We start from the raw sequence: 24455 nt of genomic DNA on the forward strand, positions 1-24455 counted from the left end.
ACCGTTTGCCCATGCCTATTGCATCCCAACGCCGACCCTTGCTGCGCTTGCTGTTGATCGGCTTGCTGGCCTGCCTGTTCACCTCGCCGGTGAGCGCCGAAACAGCCAAGCGCCTGCGCATTGGCATCACCTTGCACCCGTATTACAGCTACGTGGCCAACATCGTCGGCGACAAGGCCGAAGTCGTGCCGCTGATCCCGGCCGGTTTCAACCCCCACGCCTATGAACCACGGGCCGAAGACATCAAGCGCATCGGCGGCCTCGACGTGATCGTGCTCAACGGCGTGGGTCACGACGATTTCGCCGACCGCATGATCGCCGCCAGCGAAACCCCGGACGTGAAGGTGATCGAGGCCAACGAAAACGTGCCCCTGCTCGCCGCCACCGGCACGGCGGCCCGAGGCGCGGGCAAGGTCGTGAACCCGCACACCTTCCTGTCCATCAGCGCCTCCATCGCCCAGGTCAATAACATCGCCCGGGAGTTGGGCAAGCTCGACCCGGACAACGCCAAGGCCTACACCCAGAATGCCCGCGCCTACGGCAAGCGGCTGCGCCAGATGCGCGCAGCCGCCCTGGCAAAGCTGACCCAGGCGCCCAACGCCGAGTTGCGGGTCGCCACGGTGCATGCCGCCTACGACTACCTGTTGCGCGAATTCGGCCTGGAAGTGACCGCCGTGGTCGAGCCGGCCCACGGCATCGAACCGAGTCCCAGCCAATTAAAGAAAACCATCGACCAACTGCGCGAGCTGGACGTGAAAGTGATCTTCTCGGAGATGGATTTCCCGTCCACCTACGTCGACACCATCCAGCGTGAATCAGGCGTGAAACTGTACCCGCTCTCGCATATTTCCTACGGCGACTACAGTGCCGAGAAGTACGAAAAGGAAATGGCCGGCAACCTCGACACCGTGGTCCGGGCGATCCAGGAGTCCGGCGCATGACCGTCCCGGAAACCCTCACCCTGAATCACGTCGGCCCCTCCATTGAGTTCGCCGATGTCAGTCTGAACCTGGGCCGTACCACCATTCTCGACAGCGTGGCATTCCAGGTGAAGCCCGGCAGCATCCATGCCTTGGTGGGCCCTAATGGCGGCGGCAAGAGTTCGCTGATCAAGACCTTGCTGGGGCAGATGCCGCACCAGGGACGCTTGAGCCTGCAATGGCCGGGCGAACCTGGAGTGATCGGCTACGTGCCCCAGGCGCTGGAGTTCGACCGAGGTCTGCCCATGACCGTGGACGATTTCATGGCGGCGATGTGTCAGCGACGACCGGCCTTCCTCGGCCTGAGCAAGCATTACGCCGACGCCATCGGCCAGGCTTTGGAACGGGTGGGCATGCAGGATAAACGCAAGCGGCGCATGGGCGCGCTGTCCGGCGGCGAGCGCCAGCGCGTGTTGCTGGCCCAGGGATTGATTCCTGCCCCGCAGTTGCTGGTGCTGGATGAACCGATGTCGGCCCTGGACGAGGCTGGCATCCAAGTGTTCGAACGGTTGCTGCAGGACTGGCGTCAAGCCGGGATCACCGTGCTGTGGATCGAACACGACCTGGAAGCCGTCGGGCGCCTGGCCGACCGTGTCACTGGCTTGAATCGTCGGGTGCTGTTCGACGGCCCGCCACGCCAGACCCTGACCCCGGAGCGCTTGCTGACGCTGTTTTCCACCCATCCACGCACGAACGGGAGCGCCGCCTGATGAGTTACGAAGCCTTTCGTTTGATGGTCCAGGGCTGGGCTTCGGCCGGTTACCTGCCCGAAGCACTGGCCTACGGGTTCGTGGTCAATGCGTTGCTGGCCGGGCTGTTGATCGGCCCGGTGCTGGGCGGCCTCGGCACGCTGGTGGTGGTCAAGCGCTTCGCGTTTTTCTCCGAGGCGGTGGGCCATGCGGCGCTGACCGGCGTGGCGGTCGGCATCTTGCTCGGCGAACCCTACACCGGGCCTTATGGCAGCCTGTTCGGTTATTGCCTGCTGTTCGGCATCCTCCTCAATTACCTGCGCAACCGCACTGGCCTGGCGCCGGACACGCTGATCGGCGTCTTCCTCTCGGTGTCCCTGGCCCTGGGCGCGAGCCTGCTGCTGATCCTGGCGGGCAAGATCAACGTGCACATCCTGGAGAACGTACTGTTTGGTTCGGTACTGACGGTCAATGGCAATGACCTGCTGGTGCTGGCGGTGGTCGGCTCATTGGTGATGGCCCTGGCCTTGCCGCTCTATAACCGCATCATGCTCGCCAGCTTCAACCCGCAACTGGCGGCGGTACGCGGGGTGGCGGTCAAGACCCTGGACTACTTGTTCGTGGTCCTGGTGACGCTGATCACCGTGGCGGCGGTGAAAGTCATCGGCGCCATCCTGGTGGGCGCGTTGCTGGTGATTCCGGCAGCCGCGGCGCGCCTGCTCAGCCAATCGCTGAAAGGCTTTTTCTGGTGTTCAGTGCTGATCGCCACCGTCAGCACCTTGTGCGGGATTCTCGCGCCAATTGTGTTCGACCTGCCGATCCCGTCCGGTGCCGCGATCATCCTGGTGGCCGGCATCGCCTTCGCCCTGTCCGCCGTCGCCCGTGGCGTCGTCCCCAGCCTCAAAGGGAATCTTGGATAAATGGTTTTTTCATTGCGACAACTGACCCTGGCCGTAGCGCTGTGCAGCGTGGCCGTCACCTCGTCATTTGCCGGCGAAAAAGTGCGTCTGCTGGCATCGCTGCCGGTCACCTACGGATTGAGCGAAGCCTTACTCAAGGGCACCGACGTCAGCCTGGAGCGAGCCGCCCCCGCCAATCTGCCCGGCACCCGCCAGAGCGCCTATTTCAGCGGTCGTGGTGCACCGGCCCTGAGCAAACTGGCCGGCGAGGCCGACGGGGTGATCGGCCTGCGCTCGCTATGGCCGGACGATCCGCTGTACCCCATGGCCCGCCGCAGCAATATTCGCATCGTCGAAGTCGACGCCGCCCGCCCGGTGGACGGCGCCCTGCCCGGGATTGCCGTGCAACCGGGCATGGCCGACGGCCTGGCGAGCCAGCCGTGGATGGCCAGCCATAACCTGGGACGCATGGCCGACGTGATCGCCGCCGACCTGGTGCGCCTGGCTCCAGCGGCCAAACCGAAAATCGATGCCAACCTGGCGGCCCTCAAGCAACGCCTGCTCAAACTCAGCGCCGACAGCGAAAAGCGGCTCGCCAGTGCCGACAACTTGAGCGTGGTCAGCCTGAGCGAACATTTCGGCTACCTGATCAGTGGACTCAATCTCGACGGGATCAGCACCGACGCCCGGCCCGACGCCGACTGGACAGCCGAAGCCCTCAAGCAATTGACCGCCATGTTGAAAGACAACGACGTGGCGCTGGTACTGCATCATCGCCAGCCTTCGGATGCCGTGAAGGCAGCCATTACCGAGAGTGGCAGCCGCTTGCTGGTGCTGAGCACCGACGCCGCTGACCCCGTGGCAGAGCTGGAAAATAATGTGGGATTGGTTGTCGCGGCACTGACAGGGGGCTGACTGCTGGAGTGCGATCCACTGTGGGAGCGGGCTTGCTCGCGAAAGCGGTGTGTCAGGCGACATCAATGCTGACTGTGCCGGCCTCATCGCGAGCAGGCTCGCTCCCACAAGGGATTTGCGGTGGACCCAGAACTCAAACCCATCTCAGATTAATTTGTGGAGCCGAGCTTGCTCGCGATTGCGGTGGATCAGCTTGCATCAATGTTGAGTGTTTGACCGCTTTCGCGAGCAAGCCCGCTCCCACAGGTTTTTATGTCAGTTCAGGACATCCCCTGGCACCCGCACAAACCCTTCCATCAACACCCGTGCGCTGCGGCTCATGATGGCTTTGTTCACGGTCCATTCGCCATTTACCTGGCTGGCCTCGGCACCGACGCGCAAGGTGCCGGACGGGTGACCGAAACGTACGGCGTTGCGTTCGATACCGCCAGCCGCCAGGTTCACCAAGGTGCCGGAAATCGCTGCAGCCGTGCCGATGGCGACCGCCGCGGTGCCCATCATGGCGTGGTGCAGTTTGCCCATCGACAGGGCACGTACCAACAAGTCGACATCCCCAGCCGCCACGGCTTTTCCGCTGGATGAAATGTAATCCGCCGGCGGTGCGACAAACGCCACTTTCGGCGTGTGCTGACGCTGGGCGGCTTCGTCCAGGTGTTTGATCAAGCCCATGCGCAAGGCGCCGTGGGCACGGATGGTTTCGAACATCGCCAGCGCCTTCGGATCGCCGTTGATCGCGCCCTGCAACTCAGTGCCGGTGTAACCGACGTCCCGGGCATTGATGAAAATAGTCGGGATCCCGGCGTTGATCAGGGTCGCCTTGAAGGTGCCGATGCCAGGCACCTCAAGGTCGTCCACCAGGTTGCCGGTGGGGAACATCGAGCCACCCCCGTCCTCCTCCTCGGCCGCCGGGTCCAGGAATTCCAATTGCACTTCAGCCGCCGGAAAGGTCACGCCGTCGAGTTCGAAGTCACCGGTTTCCTGCACCGCGCCGTCGGTGATCGGCACATGGGCAATGATGGTCTTGCTGATGTTGGCTTGCCAGATCCGCACCACGGCCACGCCGTTTCTCGGGATGCGAGCGGTGTCCACCAAACCACTGCTGATAGCGAACGAACCGACCGCCGCCGAGAGGTTGCCGCAGTTGCCGCTCCAGTCCACGAACGGCTTGTCGATGGACACCTGACCGAACAGGTAATCGACATCGTGATCGGCCCGAGTGCTCTTGGACAGGATCACCGTCTTGCTGGTGCTGGACGTCGCGCCGCCCATGCCATCGATCTGCTTCTCGTACGGGTCGGGGCTGCCGATCACCCGCAGCAACAGGGCATCCCGGGCCGGGCCGGGGACGCGGGCCGCTTCGGGCAGGTCCTGCAAGCTGAAGAACACGCCTTTACTGGTGCCGCCACGCATGTAGGTAGCGGGTATTCTGATTTGCGCTGCGTGAGCCATGATGCTCCTCAAGCGGACACGCAAGGTGTCCGCAGCTGTGATTTAGACGGCAACCGCCGATTCAAGGAAGTCCTGGGCAAAGCGTTGCAGCACGCCACCGGCTTCGTAGATCGACACTTCTTCAGCAGTGTCGAGGCGGCAGGTCACCGGCACCTCGACACGCTCGCCGTTCTTGCGAGTGATGACCAGGGTCAGCGTCGCCCGCGGAGTGCGCTCGCCGATCACGTCATAGACTTCACTGCCGTCGATGCCCAAGGTCTTGCGGTTGGTGCCAGGCTTGAACTCCAGCGGCAACACGCCCATGCCCACCAGGTTGGTGCGATGGATACGCTCGAAGCCTTCGGCGGCAATCGCCTCGACACCCGCCAGGCGCACGCCCTTGGCCGCCCAGTCCCGGGATGAACCCTGGCCATAGTCGGCACCGGCAATGATGATCAGCGGTTGCTTGCGCTCCATGTAGGTCTCGATGGCTTCCCACATGCGCATGACCTTGCCTTCGGGCTCGACCCGGGCCAGGGAGCCCTGCTTGACCTTGCCGTTTTCCTGGACCATTTCGTTGAACAGTTTCGGGTTGGCGAAGGTCGCGCGTTGCGCGGTCAGGTGGTCGCCGCGGTGGGTCGCGTAGGAGTTGAAGTCCTCCTCCGGCAGGCCCATTTTCGCCAGGTATTCGCCGGCGGCGCTGTCCAGCATGATGGCGTTGGACGGCGACAGGTGATCAGTGGTGATGTTGTCCGGCAGCACCGCCAGCGGACGCATGCCCTTGAGCGGCCGCGCGCCGGCCAGCGCCCCTTCCCAGTAGGGAGGGCGACGGATGTAGGTGCTTTGTGGACGCCAGTCGTACAGCGGCGTGACTTTCGGCCCGGTGTCCTCCTGGATGGCGAACATCGGGATGTACACCTGGCGGAACTGCTCCGGTTTCACCGAAGCCTTGACCACCGCGTCGATTTCTTCGTCGCTCGGCCAGATGTCCTTGAGGCGGATTTCCCGACCGTCCACCACGCCCAGTACATCTTTCTCGATGTCGAAGCGGATGGTCCCGGCGATCGCGTAGGCGACCACCAGTGGCGGCGAGGCAAGGAACGCCTGCTTGGCATACGGATGGATACGTCCGTCGAAGTTGCGGTTGCCCGACAACACGGCGGTGGCGTACAGGTCGCGGTCGATGATTTCCTGTTGGATCACCGGGTCCAGCGCACCGGACATGCCGTTGCAAGTGGTGCAAGCGAACGCCACCACGCCGAAGCCCAGCTTTTCGAGCTCGGACGTCAAGCCCGCTTCATCCAGGTACAGCGCCACGGTTTTCGAACCCGGCGCCAGGGACGACTTGACCCACGGCTTGCGGGCCAGCCCCAGGCGATTGGCGTTGCGCGCCAGCAGGCCGGCAGCGATCACGTTGCGCGGGTTACTGGTGTTGGTGCAACTGGTGATGGCCGCGATGATCACGGCGCCGTCGGGCATTTGCCCGGGCACATCGTCCCACTGGCCGGAGATACCTTTGGCGGCCAGATCCGACACCGCGACGCGGGCGTGAGGGTTGCTCGGGCCTGCCATGTTGCGCACCACCGAGGACAAATCGAAGGTCAAGCCACGCTCGTATTGCGCGCCCTTGAGCGTGTCGGCCCACAGGCCTGTCTGCTTGGCGTAGGTCTCGACCAGTTGCACCTGCTGGTCTTCGCGACCGGTGAGCTTCAGGTAATCGATGGTTTGCTGATCGATGTAGAACATCGCCGCCGTGGCGCCGTATTCCGGGGCCATGTTGGAGATAGTCGCGCGATCGCCCAAGGTCAGGGCACTGGCACCTTCGCCGAAAAATTCCAGCCAGGCACCGACGACTTTTTGCTTGCGCAGGAATTCGGTCAGTGCCAGCACCATGTCCGTGGCGGTGATGCCCGGCTGCAGTTTGCCAGTCAGCTCGACGCCGATGATTTCCGGCAGGCGCATCCACGAAGCGCGACCGAGCATGACGCTTTCGGCTTCCAGGCCGCCGACGCCGATGGCGATCACGCCCAAAGCATCGACGTGGGGCGTGTGGCTGTCGGTGCCCACGCAGGTATCGGGAAATGCCACGCCGTCACGCTGTTGGATCACCGGGGACATTTTTTCCAGGTTGATCTGGTGCATGATCCCGTTGCCCGGCGGAATCACGTCGACGTTCTTGAAGGCTTTCTTGGTCCAGTTGATGAAGTGAAAGCGGTCTTCGTTGCGCCGGTCTTCGATGGCGCGGTTCTTGGCGAAGGCCTGGGGATCGAAACCAGCGCTTTCCACCGCCAGGGAGTGGTCGACGATCAGTTGGGTCGGCACCACCGGGTTGACCTGTGCCGGGTCGCCGCCCTGCAAAGCGATGGCGTCGCGCAGGCCCGCCAGGTCCACCAGCGCGGTCTGGCCGAGGATGTCATGGCACACCACCCGCGCCGGGAACCAGGGGAAGTCCAGGTCGCGCTTGCGCTCGATCAGTTGCAACAGCGATTCACGCAGCGTGGCCGGGTCGCAGCGACGCACCAGGTTTTCCGCCAGCACGCGAGAGGTGTATGGCAGGCTATCGTAGGCGCCGGGCCGAATGGCCTCCACGGCCCCGCGAACGTCGAAATAATCCAGCGAAGTGCCGGGTAGCGGTTTGCGAAATTCTGTGTTCATCGTCAGGACTCGGGTCACGGTGGTTTCAGAAGGGTTGGCGCAGCGACTGAAGTAACCTGTTCTCTTGTGGGAGCGAGCCTGCTCGCGATTGCGGTGTGTCGGTCAACATTTATGCTGCTGACCCGACGCCATCGCGAGCAGGCTCGCTCCCACAGGTTTTTGGGTTTGTCCGGTACCTGCGGCTAGAACCCTCCAGCTCAGCGTCGTTCGATTGGCACGAACTTGCGCTGTTCGACGCCGGTGTATTCGGCGCTCGGTCGGATGATGCGGTTGTTGGCGCGTTGTTCGAATACGTGGGCGGCCCAGCCGGTCAGGCGCGAGCAGACGAAGATCGGCGTGAACAGCTTGGTCGGGATGCCCATGAAGTGGTACGCCGAGGCATGGTAGAAATCGGCGTTGGGGAACAGCTTCTTCTGCTCCCACATGGTCTTGTCGATAGCCTCGGAGACCGGGAACAGCACCGTGTCGCCCACTTCGTCGGCGAGTTTCTTCGACCAACCCTTGATCACCTCGTTGCGCGGGTCGTTGTCCTTATAGATCGCGTGGCCGAAGCCCATGATCTTGTCCTTGCGCGCGAGCATGCCGAGGGTGCCTTCGATGGCTTCCTGCGGCGAGCTGAAACGCTCGATCATTTCCATTGCCGCTTCGTTGGCGCCGCCGTGCAGCGGACCGCGCAGCGAACCGATGGCGGCGGTGATGCAGGAAAACAGGTCCGACAGAGTGGAGGCGCAGACCCGGGCAGTGAAGGTCGAGGCGTTGAACTCGTGCTCGGCGTAGAGGATCAGCGAGACGTTCATCACCTTGACGTGCAACTCGCTCGGCTGCTTGCCATGCAGCAGGTGCAGGAAATGGCCGCCGATGGAAGTTTCGTCGGTCACGCATTCGATGCGCTGGCCTTGGTGGCTGAAGCGATACCAGTAGCACATGATCGCCGGGAACGCGGCCAGCAAGCGATCGGTCTTGTCGTGTTGCTCGGAAAAGTCCTTCTCAGGTTCCAGGTTGCCCAAAAACGAGCAGCCGGTGCGCATCACGTCCATCGGGTGGGCGTCGGCGGGAATGCGCTCCAACACTTCTTTCAGGGCTTGGGGCAAGTCCCGCAGTTGGCTCAATTTGCGCGTATAGGCATCCAGTTGGGCCTGGGTCGGCAGCTCACCGTACAACAGCAGGTAGGCGACTTCTTCAAACTGCGCGTCCGCCGCCAGGTCGCGAACGTCGTAGCCGCGATAGGTCAGGCCCGCGCCCGATTGGCCCACGGTGGACAATGCGGTTTGCCCGGCCACCTGGCCACGGAGCCCGGCGCCACTGAGTACTTTTGCTTCGGCCATTTGCTGTCTCCATTTTCTTGAATTTATTGGGGGAGTCGCGCCTTACTTCTTCGCCGCGAACAACGCATCGAGCTTCTGCTCGAAGGTGTGGTAGTCGATGCGATCATAAAGCTCCATGCGCGTTTGCATGGTGTCGATGACATTCTGTTGCGTGCCGTCGCGGCGGATCGCGGTGTAGACGTTCTCGGCTGCCTTGTTCATGGCGCGGAACGCCGACAGCGGGTACAGCACCAGGGACACATCGGCACCGGCCAGCTGTTCGGTGGTGTACAGCGGAGTCGCGCCGAATTCAGTGATGTTGGCCAGGATCGGCGCTTTCACGCGGCTGGCGAACAGCTTGTACATATCAAGCTCGGTGATGGCTTCGGGGAAAATCATGTCGGCACCGGCCTCGATGCACGCGGCGGCGCGGTCCAGGGCCGACTCCAAGCCTTCCACGGCCAGGGCGTCGGTACGCGCCATGATTACAAAACTGTCATCGGTGCGGGCATCGACGGCGGCCTTGATGCGGTCGACCATCTCCTGCTGCGAGACGATTTCCTTGTTCGGACGATGGCCGCAACGCTTGGCGCCGACCTGGTCTTCGATATGGATGGCCGCCGCGCCGAACTTGATCATCGATTTGACCGTACGGGCCACGTTGAACGCCGAGGAACCGAAACCGGTGTCCACGTCCACCAGCAACGGCAGGTCGCAGACGTCGGTGATACGGCGCACATCGGTCAGCACGTCATCCAGGCCGGTGATGCCCAGGTCCGGCACGCCGAGGGAACCGGCCGCCACGCCGCCACCCGACAGGTAGATCGCCTTGAAACCGGCGCGTTTGGCCAGCAGCGCGTGGTTGGCGTTGATCGTGCCCACCACTTGCAGCGGATGCTCATTAGCGACCGCATCGCGGAAACGCTGGCCTGGCGTGCTCTTGCTGGAACTCATGACTCACCTCGTTCAGTGGCGGCGCTGTCCTGGAAATGACGCGCGATATTGCGTTTGGAGGCGCCGATGTGCCGGCGCATCAATAATTCAGCCAGTTCGCCGTCACGGTCGGCGATGGCATCGAGAATCCGATGGTGCTCGGCAAAGGCCTGGCGTGGACGGTTGGGCGTGGTGGAAAACTGGATGCGGTACATACGCACCAGTTGGTACAGCTCACCGCACAGCATTTGCGTCAGGGTGCGGTTGCCGCTGCCCTGGATGATCCGGTAATGAAAGTCGAAATCGCCTTCCTGCTGGTAATAGCCGACACCGGCCTGGAACGCCGCATCGCGCTCGTGGGTCTCCAGGACCCGGCGCAGTTCGTCGATTTCTTCCAACGTCATGCGCTCAGCCGCCAAACGGCAGGCCATGCCTTCGAGGGACTCACGGATTTCATAGAGTTCCAGCAGCTCGGCGTGGCTCAAGGACACCACCCGGGCGCCGACGTGAGGCACGCGCACCAGCAGGCGCTGGCCCTCCAGGCGATGGATCGCCTCGCGCAGCGGACCGCGGCTGATGCCGTAGGTACGCGCCAGCTCGGGCTCGGAGATCTTGCTGCCGGGGGCGATCTCGCCTTTGACGATGGCGGCCTGGATACGCCGGAAGACGTTCTCGGACAGGGTCTCCGAGTCGTCCTGGGCCATCACCGGGGTTTCGAGCTGATCGAGCATATTGTCGACACCTTGAAAATCAATAAGGCAAAAACTATCCAATAGCAGCGTAAACGTCAAAACAAAAATCAACATTGTCGACAATCGTCTAATAAGCGCCCTGGCGATAACCCTTCTGCATGAAGACTCGTAGCGTCCGGCCAGCGGTGGCGTCAGAAAACCACCGTGCTAGAATGCCGCCGCTATTCGCCGCTCTCTTTTATATAGGGAAGGCTATTGAAGGAGCTTGTGCAGTAATGCCAGGGCCTGAACCGATAAACGGAACGCTGCGCACCAGGATCTATGACACTCAAGCCCTTATCTGCCGCTCTTTATTTCATGTGCCTGCCGGGGCTTGCCGCGGCGGGTGAAAAAACCGTGTACGGCCTCAACGAATACGCCGCCCTGCAAGGCATCGACCTGGAGGTCGCCGCCAAGCTCGACACCGGCGCCAAGACCGCCTCCCTCAGCGCCCGTGATATCAAGCGCTTCAAGCGCAATGGCGAATCCTGGGTGCGCTTTTACCTGGCCATCGACGCGGCCCACTCGCACCCCATCGAACGTCCGTTGGCCCGCGTCAGCAAGATCAAGCGTCGCGCCGGCGACTACGACCCGGAAGAAGGCAAGAAGTACACGGCCCGTCCAGTCATCGAACTGGACATCTGCATGGGCTCGGCCCTGCGCAGCATCGAAGTGAACCTGACCGACCGTAGCGCCTTCCAATACCCGTTGCTGATCGGTTCCGAGGCGCTCAAGCGCTTCGATGCGCTGGTCGACCCCAGTCTTAAATACGCTGCCGGCAAACCCGCCTGCGCCAATGCCGCTCAAACCGCAGAGTAATTCCAATGCGCTCCCTTACCCTCCATCTGAAAATGCTGATCGCCATCCTGGTGGTGCTGGGCCTGTCGGTGACGGCCTATCAGATTTTCGTGCTCGGCATCCCGGTCACCGAAGACGCCACCGACGACTTGTGGAACATCGACGCCAAGGTCGAGTTCGTGCCCAACGCCAAGGATCCGGTCAAGATCCAGATGTTCGTGCCGCCCCTGAGCCGCGACTACGTCAGCCTCAACGAGAGTTTCATCTCCAATAATTACGGTGTGGCGGTGAACCGGGTCGACGGTAACCGCAAGGTGACGTGGTCGGCCCGTCGGGCCAAGGGCAACCAGACCCTTTATTACCGTTTGGTGCTGACCAAGCGCTACAGCGCCGAGAAAACCAAGGTCAAGGGCCCGACCTTCCGCGACAGCATCGCCGTCGAAGGCCCGGAAAAACTGGCCGCCGAAGCCCTGCTCGCACCGATCCGCCAACATTCGGCCGACGTCGAGACGTTCATCAGCGAAGCGATCAAGCGGGTCAACAACCTCAACGACGACAACGTCAAGCTGCTGCTGGCCGGCGATCCGTCTTCGGCCAACAAGGCCCGTATCGTTGAATTGGTGCTGTCCATCGCCCACGTGCCGGTGGAAAAGGTCCATACCATTCGCCTGGTGGCCGACCAGCCGCAGGCACCGGAACTGTGGCTGCGCAGTTTCAACGGCACCGACTGGCTGTATTTCAACCCGGACTCCGGCGAACAGGGCCTGCCCACCGACCGCCTGTTGTGGTGGACCGGCGATGAAAACCTGATCACCGTCGATGGCGGCAAGAAAGCCACCGTCACCTTCAGCATGAACAACAGCGAAATGAACGCCATTCGCCTGGCCAAGCTGACGGACGAGAACACCGACGCCAACTTTCTCGAATACTCGCTGTACGGTCTGCCGCTGCAAACCCAGCAGACGTTCATGATCATGGTGATGATCCCGATCGGCGTGCTGGTGATTCTGATATTGCGCAACCTGATCGGCCTGCAAACCCTGGGCACCTTTACTCCGGTACTGATCGCCCTGGCCTTCCGCGAAACTCAACTGGGCTTCGGGATCATCCTGTTCACGGTGATCACCACCCTGGGCCTGTCGCTGCGTTCGTACCTGGAGCACCTCAAGCTGCAAATGCTGCCAAGGCTCTCGGTGGTGCTGACGTTCGTGGTGGTGCTGATCGCCGCCATCAGCCTGTTCAGTCATAAGCTGGGCCTGGAGCGCGGCCTGTCGGTGGCGCTGTTCCCTATGGTGATCCTGACCATGACCATCGAGCGCCTGTCCATCACCTGGGAAGAGCGCGGCGCCGGCCACGCGATGAAAGTCGCCATCGGCACCTTGTTCGCCGCGTCCCTGGCGCACCTGATCATGAGCGTGCCGGAGCTGGTGTACTTCGTGTTCACCTTCCCGGCGGTCCTGTTGATCCTGGTGGGCTTCATGCTGGCCATGGGGCGTTATCGCGGCTACCGCCTGACCGAGCTGGTCCGGTTCAAGGCCTTCCTCAAGGCAGACTCCTGATGTTCGGTTTCTGGAAGACCTGGAAGGCCCTGGAAGCCCGGGGCATCATGGGCATCAACCGGCGTAATGCCGACTACGTGCTCAAGTACAACAAGCGCAGCCTGTACCCCATCGTCGATGACAAGATCATCACCAAGGAACGGGCCATCGCCGCCGGCATTCATGTGCCGGAGCTGTACGGGGTGATCTCCACCGAGAAGGAAATCGACAAGCTCGACGAGATCATCGGCGGGCGCACCGACTTCGTCATCAAGCCGGCCCAGGGCGCTGGTGGCGACGGCATCATCGTCATCGCCGACCGCTTCGAAGGCCGCTATCGCACGGTGTCCGGCAAGATCATCAGCCATGAGGAAATCGAGCACCATGTCTCCAGTATCCTCACCGGCCTGTACTCCTTGGGCGGGCACCGAGACCGGGCGCTGATCGAGTACCGCGTGACGCCGGACCAGATCTTCAAGAGCATCAGCTACGAAGGCGTGCCGGACATCCGCATCATCGTGCTGATGGGCTATCCGGTGATGGCCATGCTGCGCTTGCCGACCCGTCAGTCCGGCGGCAAGGCCAACCTGCACCAAGGCGCCATCGGCGTGGGCGTCGACCTCGCCACCGGCCTGACCCTGCGCGGTACCTGGCTGAACAACATCATCACCAAACACCCCGACACCACCAACGCGGTGGACGGCGTGCAACTGCCCTACTGGGACGGTTTCATGAAACTGGCCGCCGGTTGCTATGAACTGTGCGGGCTGGGCTACATCGGCGTGGACATGGTGCTGGACCAGGAAAAAGGTCCGTTGATCCTGGAACTGAACGCTCGCCCCGGCCTGAACATCCAGATCGCCAACGACTGCGGCCTGACTCTGCGCACCCATGCGGTGGAAGCGCACCTGGAAGAACTCAAGGCCCGGGGTGTCGAGGAAACCGTGGAAGAACGCGTAGCGTTCGCCCAGGCATTGTTTGGGCATATTCCGCCGATTGAGGGTTGAAGTCTCCTGTGGCAAGGGGATAAGTCCCCTTGCCACAGGGTGTTCACACTCCAATACTTTTGATGGCCCCATACTTACCCATCTCCGACATCCCTCTAGGAGCAAATCCTACAGAGGGATTACAATCGCCACCCCGCCTGAACGGCCGACCCGCCCCGCCCATGCCAACCTGCTCCGTACACCCGCTGCCCTACCGCGCCAACCCCGCCGAGTATTTCGCGGCGATCCGTCACGCTCCTGGCAGCGTCATGCTCGACAGCGGCCGGCCGAGTGCCGAGCGCGGACGTTACGACCTGCTCAGTGCCTGGCCGCTGGAGCAACTGGCAGTGTTGCCCGACGAGAGCGGTAGCGATTTCCTGCAACGCCTGCGCATTCAGCTGACGCAACTGGGCGACGCGGTACTACCGACCACGGTGCAATTGCCCTTCGCCGGCGGCCTGATCGGCTACTTGAGCTACGACTTCGGCCGACACCTCGAAGCCCTGCCGTCCCACGCCAAGGACGACCTGCAACTGCCCGATGCGCGTTTCGGTGTGTACGACTGGGCGCTGGTCAGCGATCACCAGGCCGGTACCAGCCAATTGGTCTTCCACCCCCATTGTGGCGAAGGCGAGCGTCAGCGCCTGATCGCGCTGTTCAGCCAGCCGACAACGGCGTGCGCTGACGTCTTCAATCTTCAAGGCCCGATGACGCCCGACCTCAGCGCCGAGGCCTATCGACAGGCGTTCGAACGGATCCAGGCGTATATCCAGGCCGGCGACTGCTACCAGGTCAACTTTGCCCAGCGCTTTCGCGCGCCCTGCCAGGGTGATGCCTGGGCCGCCTACCAGGCGCTGCGCGCAGCTTGCCCGACGCCGTTTTCCGGCTTCCAGAGCCTACCCGATGGCGGCGCGGTGCTGAGCCTGTCCCCCGAACGCTTCGTCAAGATCAGCGAAGGCCAGGTGGAAACCCGACCGATCAAAGGCACCCGGCCCCGCGGCACAACGCCCGCGGAAGACGCGGCCCACGCCGCCGAGCTGCTGGCCAGCCCCAAGGACCGGGCGGAAAACCTGATGATCGTCGACCTGCTGCGCAACGACCTGGGCCGCACCTGCCGCATCGGCTCGGTGCGGGTGCCGGAGTTATTCAGCCTGGAAAGCTACCCGAACGTGCATCACCTGGTCAGCAGCGTGACCGGCGAACTGGCTGTGGATAAGGACGCCCTGGACCTGATCGCCGGCAGCTTCCCCGGTGGCTCGATCACCGGCGCGCCGAAAATCCGTGCCATGCAGATCATCGACGAGCTCGAACCGACCCGTCGCGGACTGTATTGCGGCTCGTTGCTGTACCTGGACGTACGCGGGGAAATGGACAGCTCCATCGCTATCCGCAGTTTGCTGGTCAAGGATGGACAGGTGTGTTGCTGGGGCGGTGGCGGGATTGTCGCAGACTCGGATTGGCAGGCCGAATATCAGGAGTCGATTACCAAGGTTCGGGTGTTGCTTGAGACCTTGCAGAACCTCTAAAAGCATCGCGGGCAAGCCTTGCTCCCACAGGGGGTATAGCGCCAGTCTGTGGGAGCAAGGCTTGCCCGCGATGACAGTGTGTCAGTCGACATCAATGCCGGCTGGACCACCGCCTTCGCGAGCAAGCCCGCTCCCACAGGGGGTATAGCGCCAGTCTGTGGGAGCAAGGCTTGCCCGCGATGACAGTGTGTCAGTCGACATCAATGCCGGCTGGACCACCGCCTTCGCGAGCAAGCCCGCTCCCACAGGGGATTGGGTTTACAGACTGAGGCTGCGGTTCGAAGCCTTGAGGAATTCCTGCTTCAACTCGGCAAACGTGTGCACCGCCGGGAACTGCGGGAACTCACGGATCACATTCTCTGGCGCATGGAACAGAATCCCGGCGTCGGCTTCGCCCAGCATCGTGGTGTCGTTGTAGGAATCCCCCGCTGCGATCACTCGGTAATACAGGCTCTTGAAGGCCAGGACCGACTGGCGCTTGGGATCTTTCTGACGCAGTTGATAACCGGTCACCCGCCCACTGTCATCGGTAATCAGCCGATGGCAGAGCAATGTCGGGAAGCCCAACTGGCGCATCAACGGCTGGGAAAATTCGTAGAACGTGTCGGAAAGAATCACCACCTGAAAGCGTTCGCGCAGCCAGTCGACGAATTCGATGGCGCCGTCCAGCGGCTTGAGGGTGGCGATGACTTCCTGGATGTCGGAGAGCTTGAGGCCGTGCTCATCGAGGATACGCAAGCGTTGCTTCATCAGCACGTCATAGTCGGGAATGTCCCGAGTGGTCGCCCTGAGGGACTCAATACCGGTTTTTTCGGCGAAGGCGATCCAGATCTCCGGGACCAGCACACCTTCCAGGTCGAGACAGGCAATTTCCACAAGACACTCCCACTTTTTTTGATGTTTATCGGTTGAGCGAACAAAAGGCCTGCCGACTCTAGCCATTCGCCGAAGTCCGCGCAACGCAGAGGAACGCGCCAGCCCCGACAGCTTTTGTTACCATCAGCCCCATATAGAGCGCCCAGCGCCACCGACCTGTAGGAAACCGCCCTGATGAGCCCATCGTTTGATGTCGTGGAACTCGCCACGACCTATGCCAACAAGTCCCCGCAGGACATCCTCAAGCTGGCCTTCGCCGAATTCGGCGACGAGCTGTGGATATCTTTCAGCGGCGCCGAAGACGTGGTGCTGGTGGACATGGCCTGGAAACTGAACAAGAACGTCAAGGTGTTCAGCCTCGACACCGGCCGCCTGCACCCGGAAACCTATCGTTTCATCGATCAGGTACGCGAGCACTACAAGATCGACATCGAACTGGTCTCGCCGGACTACACGAAACTTGAACCCTTCGTGAAGGAAAAAGGCCTGTTCAGCTTCTACAAGGATGGTCATGGCGAGTGCTGCGGCATCCGCAAGATCGAACCGTTGCGACGCAAACTGACCGATGTCCGTGCCTGGGCCACCGGCCAGCGCCGCGACCAGAGCCCCGGCACCCGCAGCCAGGTGGCGGTGTTGGAAATCGACACGGCGTTCTCCACCCCCGAGCGCACCCTCTACAAGTTCAACCCGCTGTCGCAGATGACCAGCGAAGAAGTCTGGGGCTACATCCGCATGCTGGAGCTGCCTTACAACAGCCTGCATGAACGCGGCTTCATCAGCATCGGCTGCGAGCCCTGCACCCGCCCGGTGCTGCCAAACCAGCACGAGCGCGAAGGCCGCTGGTGGTGGGAAGAAGCCACGCAGAAAGAATGCGGGCTGCATGCCGGGAACATCATCGCCAAATCCAAGACCGTCTGAGCCTCTCACCCTGTACACAAAAATGTCACTACAAGTGGCATTTTTGTGTGCACTTATATCGTTTATGCCCCGAAAGGTTACACACACCTTCCCGCCTCGCCTGCCCATCCAACCCTACTGGCGTTCGCCAAAAAATAAATACCTGTTTAAACGGTCAGTTTTAAATCACGGTATTTCAGTTAGTTATTCAGACTCAATAACAAAACGAAATTAGCGCTACGGACGATAGATCCGTAAGTGGCATAAATTTGGCTTTAGTCGACAAGTGTTTTGTATACAACATTTATAAAACATACACACACTTTAGATCCGCAAGCCTGAAGCGCCCTATCCCGTACAGGCTGCAGATGCCCCGTAACCAATGATGCTCACCCGCCGCGACGAAGATTTGTCGAGCCTCAAGCTCATGCACAGTCATCGCGGCGCCGAGAATCAGGAGCCTGCCGGAATGCGTACAAGTCTCTCCAATAACATCGCGCTGGATCTGCCCTCCTCCACCACTGCCCTCGATGACCACACCGCAGCGCCCCTGGCCCTGAGCCCGCGGCTGCACAACAAAGACCTGGCGCCGACCAAGGCCGAAGGTCGGCGCTGGGGTCGCTACAGCATCTTTGCCCTCTGGACCAACGACGTGCACAACATCGCCAACTATTCCTTCGCCATTGGCCTCTATGCCCTGGGCCTGGGCGGCTGGCAAATCTTGCTGTCGCTGGGAATAGGCGCGGCACTGGTGTATGGCTTCATGAACCTGTCCGGCTACATGGGGCAGAAAACCGGGGTGCCGTTTCCGGTGATCAGCCGGATCAGTTTCGGTATCCACGGCGCGCAGATCCCGGCGTTGATCAGGGCTGTGATTGCGATTGCCTGGTTCGGCATCCAGACCTACCTGGCGTCAGTGGTTTTCCGCGTCTTGCTGGTGGCGATCCATCCCGGTTTCGCCGACTACGACCACGACTCGATCCTCGGCCTGTCGAGCCTGGGCTGGGTGTGTTTCGTGGCGATCTGGTTCGTGCAACTGGTGATCCTGGCCTACGGCATGGAAACGGTTCGTCGTTACGAAGGCTTTGCCGGCCCGGTGATCCTGGTGACCGTCGCGGCCCTGGCCGGCTGGATGTACACCCAGGCCGGCGCCACCATTGCCTGGTCGATCCGCGAACCGCTGACCGGTGGCGAAATGTGGCGCAATATCTTTGCCGGCGGCGCGCTGTGGCTGTCGATCTACGGTACGTTGATCCTCAATTTCTGCGACTTCGCCCGCTCCTCGCCATGCCGTCGGACCATCGTCGTCGGAAATTTCTGGGGCCTGCCGGTAAATATCCTGGTGTTCGCCGGGATCACCATCCTGCTCTGCGGTGCGCAATTCCAGATCAATGGGCAGATCATCGAAAGCCCGACCCAGGTGATCGCTTCGATCCCCAATACCTTCTTCCTTGTGTTGGGCTGCCTGGCCTTCCTGATCGTCACCGTGGCAGTGAACATCATGGCCAACTTCGTCGCCCCGGCCTTCGTGCTCAGCAACCTGGCGCCCAAGTACCTGAACTTCCGCCGCGCCGGGCTGATCAGCGCCGCCATTGCCGTGCTGATCCTGCCGTGGAACCTCTACAACAGCCCACTGGTGATCGTGTATTTCCTGTCCGGCCTCGGCGCCCTGCTCGGGCCGCTGTACGGGGTGATCATGGTCGACTACTGGCTGCTGCGAAAAGGCCGCATCAACGTGCCGCAACTGTATAGCGAAGACCCCAACGGTGCGTACTTCTACAGCAATGGGGTCAACCTGCGTGCGGTGGCGGCGTTCATTCCGGCCGCGCTGATCGCGATTGTCCTGGCCCTGGTGCCAGGTTTTGACGCCGTTTCACCGTTTTCCTGGCTGATTGGCGCTTCGATTGCAGGGTTGCTGTACCTGATCATCGCCAAACGCCAACCGTATTACGAAGATGTCAGCGGCGAAGCCATCGCGGTGGATAACGTCAGTCATTAATTGGCCCCAGCGGCTCGCCAGGTTCGGGTCGCTTATTTTTCTACATCAAGGAGGACAGCTCATGCGAATTCTCGTGGTCAACGTCAACACCACCGAATCCATCACCCAAGCCATCGCCCGGCAGGCTCAGGCCGTCGCCGCGCCGGGCACCGAGATCGTCGGGCTCACGCCGTACTTCGGTGCCGATTCCATCGAGGGCAATTTTGAAAGTTACCTGGCGGCCATCGCGGTGATGGACCGGGTGATGTCCTACGACCAGCCGTTCGACGCGGTGATCCAGGCCGGTTATGGCGAACATGGTCGTGAAGGCTTGCAGGAACTGCTCAACATGCCGGTGGTGGACATCACCGATGCCGGCGCCAGCACCGCGATGTTCCTCGGTCATGCCTATTCGGTGGTCACGACCCTGGACCGCACCGTGCCGCTGATCGAGGATCGGCTCAAGCTTTCCGGCCTGTTCGACCGCTGCGCCTCGGTACGGGCCAGCGGCCTGGCGGTGCTGGAACTGGAGCAAGACCCGCAGCGGGCGGTCGAAGCCATCGTGCAGCAGGCCGAACTGGCGGTCAGCCAGGACAAGGCCGAGGTGATCTGCCTGGGCTGCGGCGGCATGGCCGGGCTCGACGAGCAGATCCGCCGGCGCACCGGGGTGCCGGTGGTCGATGGGGTGACCGCGGCGGTGACCATTGCCGAATCGCTGGTGCGGCTGGGGTTGTCGACGTCGAAAGTGCGCACCTATGCGACACCTCGGCCCAAGACCATCATTGGCTGGCCGGGGCGATTTGGGCGGTGAGTTCATAGCCTTGGGCCGAGGCGCCCCGAATCGCGAGCAAGCTCGCTCCCACAGGTGATGGGTGGTGATCAGAAGTCTGTGAACACATCCAACTCTGTCGGAGCGAGCCTGCTCGCGATTGGGGCCAACTCGGTCCCAAGCCCAGCTCAGACCGCACTGAACCGCTGCGCCAGCCCCTGCGCGGCAAACTGCTCGATGATGAAATCCACGAACGCCCGGGTCTTGCCCGGCAAGAGTTTGTGCTCGGCGTAGTAGATGGAGATGTTGCCATCATCGACATACCAGTCCGGCAGCACTCGCTGCAACGCGCCGGACTCCAGGAAGGGAACGGCGATCGGCATGCTCACCAGGCCGATGCCCAAGCCTTGGGCGGCCGCCGCGCAGTCGGCTTCCGAATCGCTCATGGTCATGCGCGTCTTGAGCGTCAGTGGCCTGTGTTCTCGACTGCGGCTGGTCAGTTGCCAGGAACGGACGCGCCCGGTCTGGGGCGAACGAATCAGGATGCCTTGGTGTTGTGACAGATCTTCCGGTTCTGTCACGGCGGCATGGCTTTGCAGATAGTCCGTGGATGCAACCAGCACCCGATGGGCCACCGTCAACTTGCGCGCCACCACGCCCTGGGGCAGTTCGAAACCGCCGCCGATGGCGGCATCGAAGCCCTGGCCGATCAGGTCCACCTGGCGGTTATCGAAATGCCAGTCCGGGTTGATCGCCGGGTAGCGCCGCAGAAACTCTCCCAGCAAGGGCACGACATACAATCGACCGAACGCCGTGCCCATGCTCACCTTCAGCGTCCCCGCCGGTTGCCCTCCGGCGCTGGCCAGGTTGGCGACGGCGTTCTGGATGGTGTTGAAGCTGCTGCCGACTTCCCTCAGGAACAACTGACCGGCTTCGGTCAGCCTCAGGCTGCGGGTGCTGCGCTGGAACAGGCGTACGCCCATGCGCGCCTCCAGCTTGGCAACGCTTTTACCCACCGCTGCGGGGGTCACGCTCAAGCGTCGCGCCGCTTCGGCAAAGCTGCCGACTTCCGCGCTACGCACAAAGCATTCGATACTGTTAAAGGTCTCCATGCGCCACACTCTAAACTTTTGGTTTAGACAGACTATAGCAATGTAGGTCTACACAGCCCACGACGCCTTCTTGATACTCGCTCCATCACCGCGGCATCTCGCCCCGGCACTTTTTGGAGAACATCATGAGTAACCAAGCACTGAACGGCAAAGTCGCCTTGATCCAAGGCGGTTCTCGCGGCATCGGCGCCGCCATCGTCAAACGCCTTGCAGCAGAAGGCGCCGCCGTGGCCTTCACCTACGTCAGCTCTGGCGCCAAGTCTGAAGAACTGCAGAACAGCATCACCGCAGCCGGCGGCAAGGCCCTGGCGATCAAGGCCGACAGCGCCGACGCCGAGGCCGTCCGTAACGCCGTCGCCGCCACCGTCGAGGCTTTTGGCCGGTTGGACATCCTGGTCAACAATGCGGGCGTGCTAGCCATGGCGCCGCTGGATGAATTCAAACTCGAAGATTTCGACCAGACCCTGGCCGTCAACGTGCGCAGCGTGTTCGTCGCCACCCAAGCGGCAGCGCGGCACATGGGCGAAGGTGGCCGGGTCATCAACATCGGCAGCACCAACGCCGACCGCATGCCCTTCGCCGGCGGCGCTACGTACGCCATGAGCAAATCCGCGCTGGTGGGCCTGACCAAAGGCCTGGCCCGTGACCTCGGCCCGCGCGGCATCACCGTCAACAACGTGCAGCCCGGCCCGGTGGACACTGACATGAACCCGGCCGACAGCGACTTCGCCTCCAGCCTGATGTCGCTGATGGCCATCGGGCGCTATGGCAACGTCGATGAAATCGCCAGCTTCGTCGCTTACCTGGCAGGGCCGGAAGCCGGCTACATCACCGGTGCCAGCCTGACCATCGACGGTGGTTTCGGCGCCTGATCCGGGCTAACCATGTGGCGAGGGAGCTTGCTCCCGCTGGGCTGCGCAGCAGCCCTTTCCTATCTCAGGCCCACTCCAATTCCGGCAAACCGCAAAGGCTTGGCTGGAACATCTTCAAGGAGCGGATGATCCCATCGGCGTGGGCATATTTTTCGTCCGCCATGGCCGAATCCGGAATGGCAATGGCGGTCATCCCGGCGGCTTTCGCGGCCGTCACACCGAACGGCGAATCCTCGAACACCAGGCAGTCGCGCGGCGCTACACCCAGGCGTCGGGCAGCGGTGAGGAAGATATCCGGCGCCGGTTTCGCCGCACCGACCTCAGGGTCGTCCGCCGTCACAATGCAGTCGAACAGCGCGAACCAGTCCCGGTGCAGCGTGGTTTTCAGCGCGAACGTAGGACTCGACGAACTGGTACCCACCGCAATCGGAATGTTGTGGGCTTTGAGATGGCGCACCAGTTCCTCGGCGCCGGGCATTCCCAGAGCGTGAGGAAAACGCTCGCGCATCAAGGGCTCGCGGATGACCAAAAACTCATGGGGAGTGATCGGCAACTCCAGCGCCTGGACGACGTAATTGGCCAGGTCCGTGGCCCCGCGGCCGATGATGTTCTGCTTGACGCTCCAATCGAAGGTGCGCCCATAGCGTTCGGCGATGATGGAGGTGACCTCGGTGTAGATACCCTCGGTGTCCAGCAACAGCCCATCCATGTCGAAAATCACAGCCTTGATCGGGCCAAACTCTTTCAGCGGTGCATTCATCGCATCTGATCCGTTATCAACACAACATTCCAGGGATGGCTCAGGTGCGGCCAGGGCAGCGTGTTCGCCTTAAAGGATTCAGCAGGATAACGAAGGGTGCTTGGAACCGGCAATGGGAAATCGGTGAATGGGGTCCGTGGCGAGGGAGCTTGCTCCCGCTCGGCTGCGTAGCGGCCGTTGGATCTTGGGGTCGCTTCGCAACCCAGCGCGAGCAAGCTCCCTCGCCACAAAAACGGATGGGTGTTGGATGACGGCGCAGCGGTTATTGACCCTAGCTACCGGAGCCGCCCGATCCCGAGCCACTGCCGCCCGAGCTGCCACCGCTGTCGATGGTGCCGGTTCCGCCGTTGGTCCCGCCGCCGGCGTCGGCACCGCCCATCGTACTGCCGCCACTCATCGAACCGCTGCCCGTGCCGGGGCTGGTGCTGCTGCCGCTGGCATCGCCGCCGTTGCCGCCCCCCACGGAGCCCGGAGGCAAGGCGTTGCCACTGGCACCGGATTCGGAGCCGGCTTCCATTTCCGAGGAAGGCGGCATCCCGCCCTTGTCCACGGGCGGCGTACTGCTCGAAGATTGTGCGAAAGCGGCCAATGAACTGACGGAAAGAATCCCGGCGAGTGTCAGCGCTGTCATGTTGGACTTCATCATGGTGAGTCTCCTTTTCAAGGTCCTTACCTGATGTCTGGCAGGCGTGGCGGGCCGATGGTGCCACTGGATCGACAGGCGGAACTGACAATCAGCTCGGCGTGCCGGAGGCATCGTCACCGGCGATGTCCGGATCATCCGGGGTCGCCTCGACGTCCTCATCCTCGCTGGGCACCTGCTCCACTCCCGAATCGTCATCCGGTGGACGCTGGTCGCGGCTCAGCGGGTTAGTGGGCGATGGCAGTGGGTATTCAGGGGTTTCTTCGTCATCGGGGACGGGGGGAATCGGCAGTCATACAACCTCCTGGCAGGTGCACGCACCTGTCCTGCGGCTAAAACTTAAAGAACGCGGGCGATCCGTTTGAGCGCCTTCACTTGTAGGATTCGTCCTCAAGTTCAGCGTCTTCATCGTCTAGCAAGGGCACTTGGGCGTCGTCCATCAAGGAACCGGGGTCTTCATTGCCCGGGTCGTTGGGGCCCGGATCATTGATGAAGGGAACGCCCGTCGGGCCTTTTTCTTCCTTGCCTTCGGTTTCCGGCGTCATGGCACACCTCGCGATTGCTGATGGATGTATGAATTTGAGGTGGGGGGGCGGCAATCGTTCCGGGGGATTTGATCTGTCGTTTTTTGGGGGTGTTTTAGGGGGGTGTATATCCGTTTCTTCGGTAACGGCTGCTTATGGTTCCGCCCTGACGGCGGGTCACTTTCGAAAAGCCCGGAAGCCGGCCCAGTCGAGAGTAACCAAAGCGCTTATGCCCCACCACGAGGCGGCCTGAGAGCCGACCTGGCTCTTGCGGGGGGTGTACACCCATCAGATCTTGTTTGAGCTGGACCTGTGGGAGCAAAGCTTGCTCGCGAGGCGGTTTTATAGCCGACCTGCTCTTGCGGGTGTACCCAATCCAACTGTGGGAGCGAGCCTGCTCGCGAAGGCGGCGGTACATTCAACATTGATGCAAGCAGACCCACCGCTATCGCGAGCAAGCTCAGCTCCCACAGGGATCGGCGGCGGACACTGATTTTATAAACGATCAAAAAACTGAGTGGGAGCGAGCCTGCTCGCGATGACAGTGGTGCTGTTGCACAGCGGCTGGAGCTGTCTGTTGCCCTTGCTTTGGGCTCATGATTTCGACGCTCCGTCAGTCAAAAGAAGCCCCACAAAAAACGG

23 protein-coding genes are annotated in these 24455 nt (G+C 62.0%); 12 read left to right on the forward strand and 11 right to left on the reverse strand.

Going from position 1 to position 24455, the window contains the following annotated elements; all coding sequences use genetic code 11:
- Window positions 1-11 precede the first annotated feature (11 nt).
- From PBDP_RS20510 to PBDP_RS20525, 4 genes are read left to right on the forward strand one after another with little or no spacing between them, the layout of a single operon-like run.
- Window positions 12-941 carry a metal ABC transporter substrate-binding protein gene (locus PBDP_RS20510; RefSeq protein WP_212801247.1) on the forward strand — a complete coding sequence of 310 codons (930 nt, stop codon included), beginning with the start codon at window positions 12-14 and terminating at the stop codon, window positions 939-941.
- Window positions 938-1690: a metal ABC transporter ATP-binding protein gene (locus PBDP_RS20515; RefSeq protein WP_163857576.1), complete on the forward strand. Its 753-nt coding sequence runs from the start codon at window positions 938-940 to the stop codon at window positions 1688-1690. The genes PBDP_RS20510 and PBDP_RS20515 overlap by 4 nt, the downstream gene beginning before the upstream one ends.
- Entirely contained in the window at window positions 1690-2589 is a 900-nt protein-coding gene (locus PBDP_RS20520) for a metal ABC transporter permease (protein ID WP_163857573.1), read from the forward strand. Before PBDP_RS20515 ends, PBDP_RS20520 begins: the two co-directional genes overlap by 1 nt.
- On the forward strand, window positions 2590-3483 hold the full coding sequence (locus PBDP_RS20525) for a metal ABC transporter solute-binding protein, Zn/Mn family (RefSeq protein WP_212801248.1): 894 nt from the start codon (window positions 2590-2592) through the stop codon (window positions 3481-3483). It begins immediately after the preceding gene.
- A gap of 255 nt (window positions 3484-3738) precedes the next feature.
- Here PBDP_RS20525 and prpF read toward each other — a convergent pair whose 3' ends face one another.
- The 5 genes from prpF to PBDP_RS20550 all read right to left on the reverse strand — a co-directional run bounded on the left by prpF (window position 3739) and on the right by PBDP_RS20550 (window position 10534).
- Window positions 3739-4932: a 2-methylaconitate cis-trans isomerase PrpF gene (prpF, locus tag PBDP_RS20530; RefSeq protein ID WP_212801249.1), complete on the reverse strand. Its 1194-nt coding sequence runs from the start codon at window positions 4930-4932 to the stop codon at window positions 3739-3741.
- Between the two features lie 42 nt (window positions 4933-4974).
- Complete coding sequence (gene acnD, locus PBDP_RS20535; protein ID WP_116833098.1) at window positions 4975-7566, reverse strand: Fe/S-dependent 2-methylisocitrate dehydratase AcnD; 2592 nt, start codon at window positions 7564-7566, stop codon at window positions 4975-4977.
- A gap of 197 nt (window positions 7567-7763) precedes the next feature.
- Window positions 7764-8891, reverse strand: coding sequence for a bifunctional 2-methylcitrate synthase/citrate synthase (gene prpC / locus PBDP_RS20540; protein ID WP_109756494.1), 1128 nt, complete (start codon window positions 8889-8891; stop codon window positions 7764-7766).
- A 42-nt stretch (window positions 8892-8933) separates the two neighbouring features.
- Window positions 8934-9824, reverse strand: coding sequence for a methylisocitrate lyase (gene prpB, locus PBDP_RS20545; protein WP_109756493.1), 891 nt, complete (start codon window positions 9822-9824; stop codon window positions 8934-8936).
- Window positions 9821-10534, reverse strand: coding sequence for a GntR family transcriptional regulator (locus PBDP_RS20550; protein ID WP_003204063.1), 714 nt, complete (start codon window positions 10532-10534; stop codon window positions 9821-9823). Before PBDP_RS20550 ends, prpB begins: the two co-directional genes overlap by 4 nt.
- Window positions 10535-10816: 282 nt before the next feature.
- Here PBDP_RS20550 and rloA point away from each other — a divergent pair, with 282 nt between their 5' ends.
- The 4 genes from rloA (at window position 10817) to pabB (ending at window position 15382) form a co-directional block, all read left to right on the forward strand.
- On the forward strand, window positions 10817-11353 hold the full coding sequence (gene rloA, locus PBDP_RS20555; protein ID WP_003179569.1) for a retropepsin-like aspartic peptidase RloA: 537 nt from the start codon (window positions 10817-10819) through the stop codon (window positions 11351-11353).
- Window positions 11354-11358: 5 nt separating this feature from the next.
- Complete coding sequence (gene rloB / locus PBDP_RS20560; protein WP_109756492.1) at window positions 11359-12891, forward strand: osmotic stress tolerance membrane protein RloB; 1533 nt, start codon at window positions 11359-11361, stop codon at window positions 12889-12891.
- A complete protein-coding gene (locus tag PBDP_RS20565) occupies window positions 12891-13877 on the forward strand; it encodes an alpha-L-glutamate ligase-like protein (protein ID WP_109756491.1) in 987 nt (328 codons plus the stop codon). The genes rloB and PBDP_RS20565 overlap by 1 nt, the downstream gene beginning before the upstream one ends.
- Before the next feature lie 161 nt (window positions 13878-14038).
- Window positions 14039-15382: an aminodeoxychorismate synthase component I gene (pabB, locus tag PBDP_RS20570; protein WP_109756490.1), complete on the forward strand. Its 1344-nt coding sequence runs from the start codon at window positions 14039-14041 to the stop codon at window positions 15380-15382.
- 258 nt (window positions 15383-15640) lie between these two features.
- Here the strand turns inward: pabB and thrH are convergent, their stop codons facing one another.
- A complete protein-coding gene (gene thrH / locus PBDP_RS20575) occupies window positions 15641-16258 on the reverse strand; it encodes a bifunctional phosphoserine phosphatase/homoserine phosphotransferase ThrH (protein WP_163857562.1) in 618 nt (205 codons plus the stop codon).
- A gap of 174 nt (window positions 16259-16432) precedes the next feature.
- On the opposite strand from thrH, the gene PBDP_RS20580 reads away from it, so the two are divergent.
- From PBDP_RS20580 to PBDP_RS20590, 3 genes are all read left to right on the forward strand, one after another.
- The gene (locus tag PBDP_RS20580) at window positions 16433-17176 is read left to right on the forward strand and encodes a phosphoadenylyl-sulfate reductase (protein ID WP_013693959.1); all 744 of its coding nucleotides are present in this window, start codon (window positions 16433-16435) and stop codon (window positions 17174-17176) included.
- A gap of 448 nt (window positions 17177-17624) precedes the next feature.
- Complete coding sequence (locus tag PBDP_RS20585) at window positions 17625-19154, forward strand: NCS1 family nucleobase:cation symporter-1 (RefSeq protein ID WP_109756518.1); 1530 nt, start codon at window positions 17625-17627, stop codon at window positions 19152-19154.
- A gap of 61 nt (window positions 19155-19215) precedes the next feature.
- Window positions 19216-19944, forward strand: coding sequence for an aspartate/glutamate racemase family protein (locus tag PBDP_RS20590; protein WP_212801250.1), 729 nt, complete (start codon window positions 19216-19218; stop codon window positions 19942-19944).
- A gap of 146 nt (window positions 19945-20090) precedes the next feature.
- Here the strand turns inward: PBDP_RS20590 and PBDP_RS20595 are convergent, their stop codons facing one another.
- Complete coding sequence (locus tag PBDP_RS20595) at window positions 20091-21014, reverse strand: LysR family transcriptional regulator (protein WP_109756487.1); 924 nt, start codon at window positions 21012-21014, stop codon at window positions 20091-20093.
- Between the two features lie 125 nt (window positions 21015-21139).
- Between PBDP_RS20595 and PBDP_RS20600 the strand changes: the two genes are divergently transcribed.
- A complete protein-coding gene (locus PBDP_RS20600; RefSeq protein WP_109756486.1) occupies window positions 21140-21886 on the forward strand; it encodes a 3-oxoacyl-ACP reductase family protein in 747 nt (248 codons plus the stop codon).
- 64 nt (window positions 21887-21950) lie between these two features.
- Here PBDP_RS20600 and PBDP_RS20605 read toward each other — a convergent pair whose 3' ends face one another.
- The 4 genes from PBDP_RS20605 to PBDP_RS20620 form a co-directional block, all read right to left on the reverse strand.
- Window positions 21951-22646, reverse strand: coding sequence for an HAD-IA family hydrolase (locus PBDP_RS20605; protein ID WP_163857556.1), 696 nt, complete (start codon window positions 22644-22646; stop codon window positions 21951-21953).
- Window positions 22647-22917: 271 nt separating this feature from the next.
- Complete coding sequence (locus tag PBDP_RS20610) at window positions 22918-23292, reverse strand: hypothetical protein (RefSeq protein ID WP_212801251.1); 375 nt, start codon at window positions 23290-23292, stop codon at window positions 22918-22920.
- Window positions 23293-23380: 88 nt separating this feature from the next.
- The gene (locus tag PBDP_RS20615; RefSeq protein ID WP_212802526.1) at window positions 23381-23581 is read right to left on the reverse strand and encodes a hypothetical protein; all 201 of its coding nucleotides are present in this window, start codon (window positions 23579-23581) and stop codon (window positions 23381-23383) included.
- Between the two features lie 79 nt (window positions 23582-23660).
- The gene (locus PBDP_RS20620) at window positions 23661-23834 is read right to left on the reverse strand and encodes a hypothetical protein (protein WP_162893857.1); all 174 of its coding nucleotides are present in this window, start codon (window positions 23832-23834) and stop codon (window positions 23661-23663) included.
- Window positions 23835-24455: the final 621 nt, after the last annotated feature.

It is taken from the genome of Pseudomonas sp. St290 (assembly GCF_018325805.1).
Taxonomy (GTDB): Bacteria; Pseudomonadota; Gammaproteobacteria; order Pseudomonadales; family Pseudomonadaceae; genus Aquipseudomonas; species Aquipseudomonas bijieensis.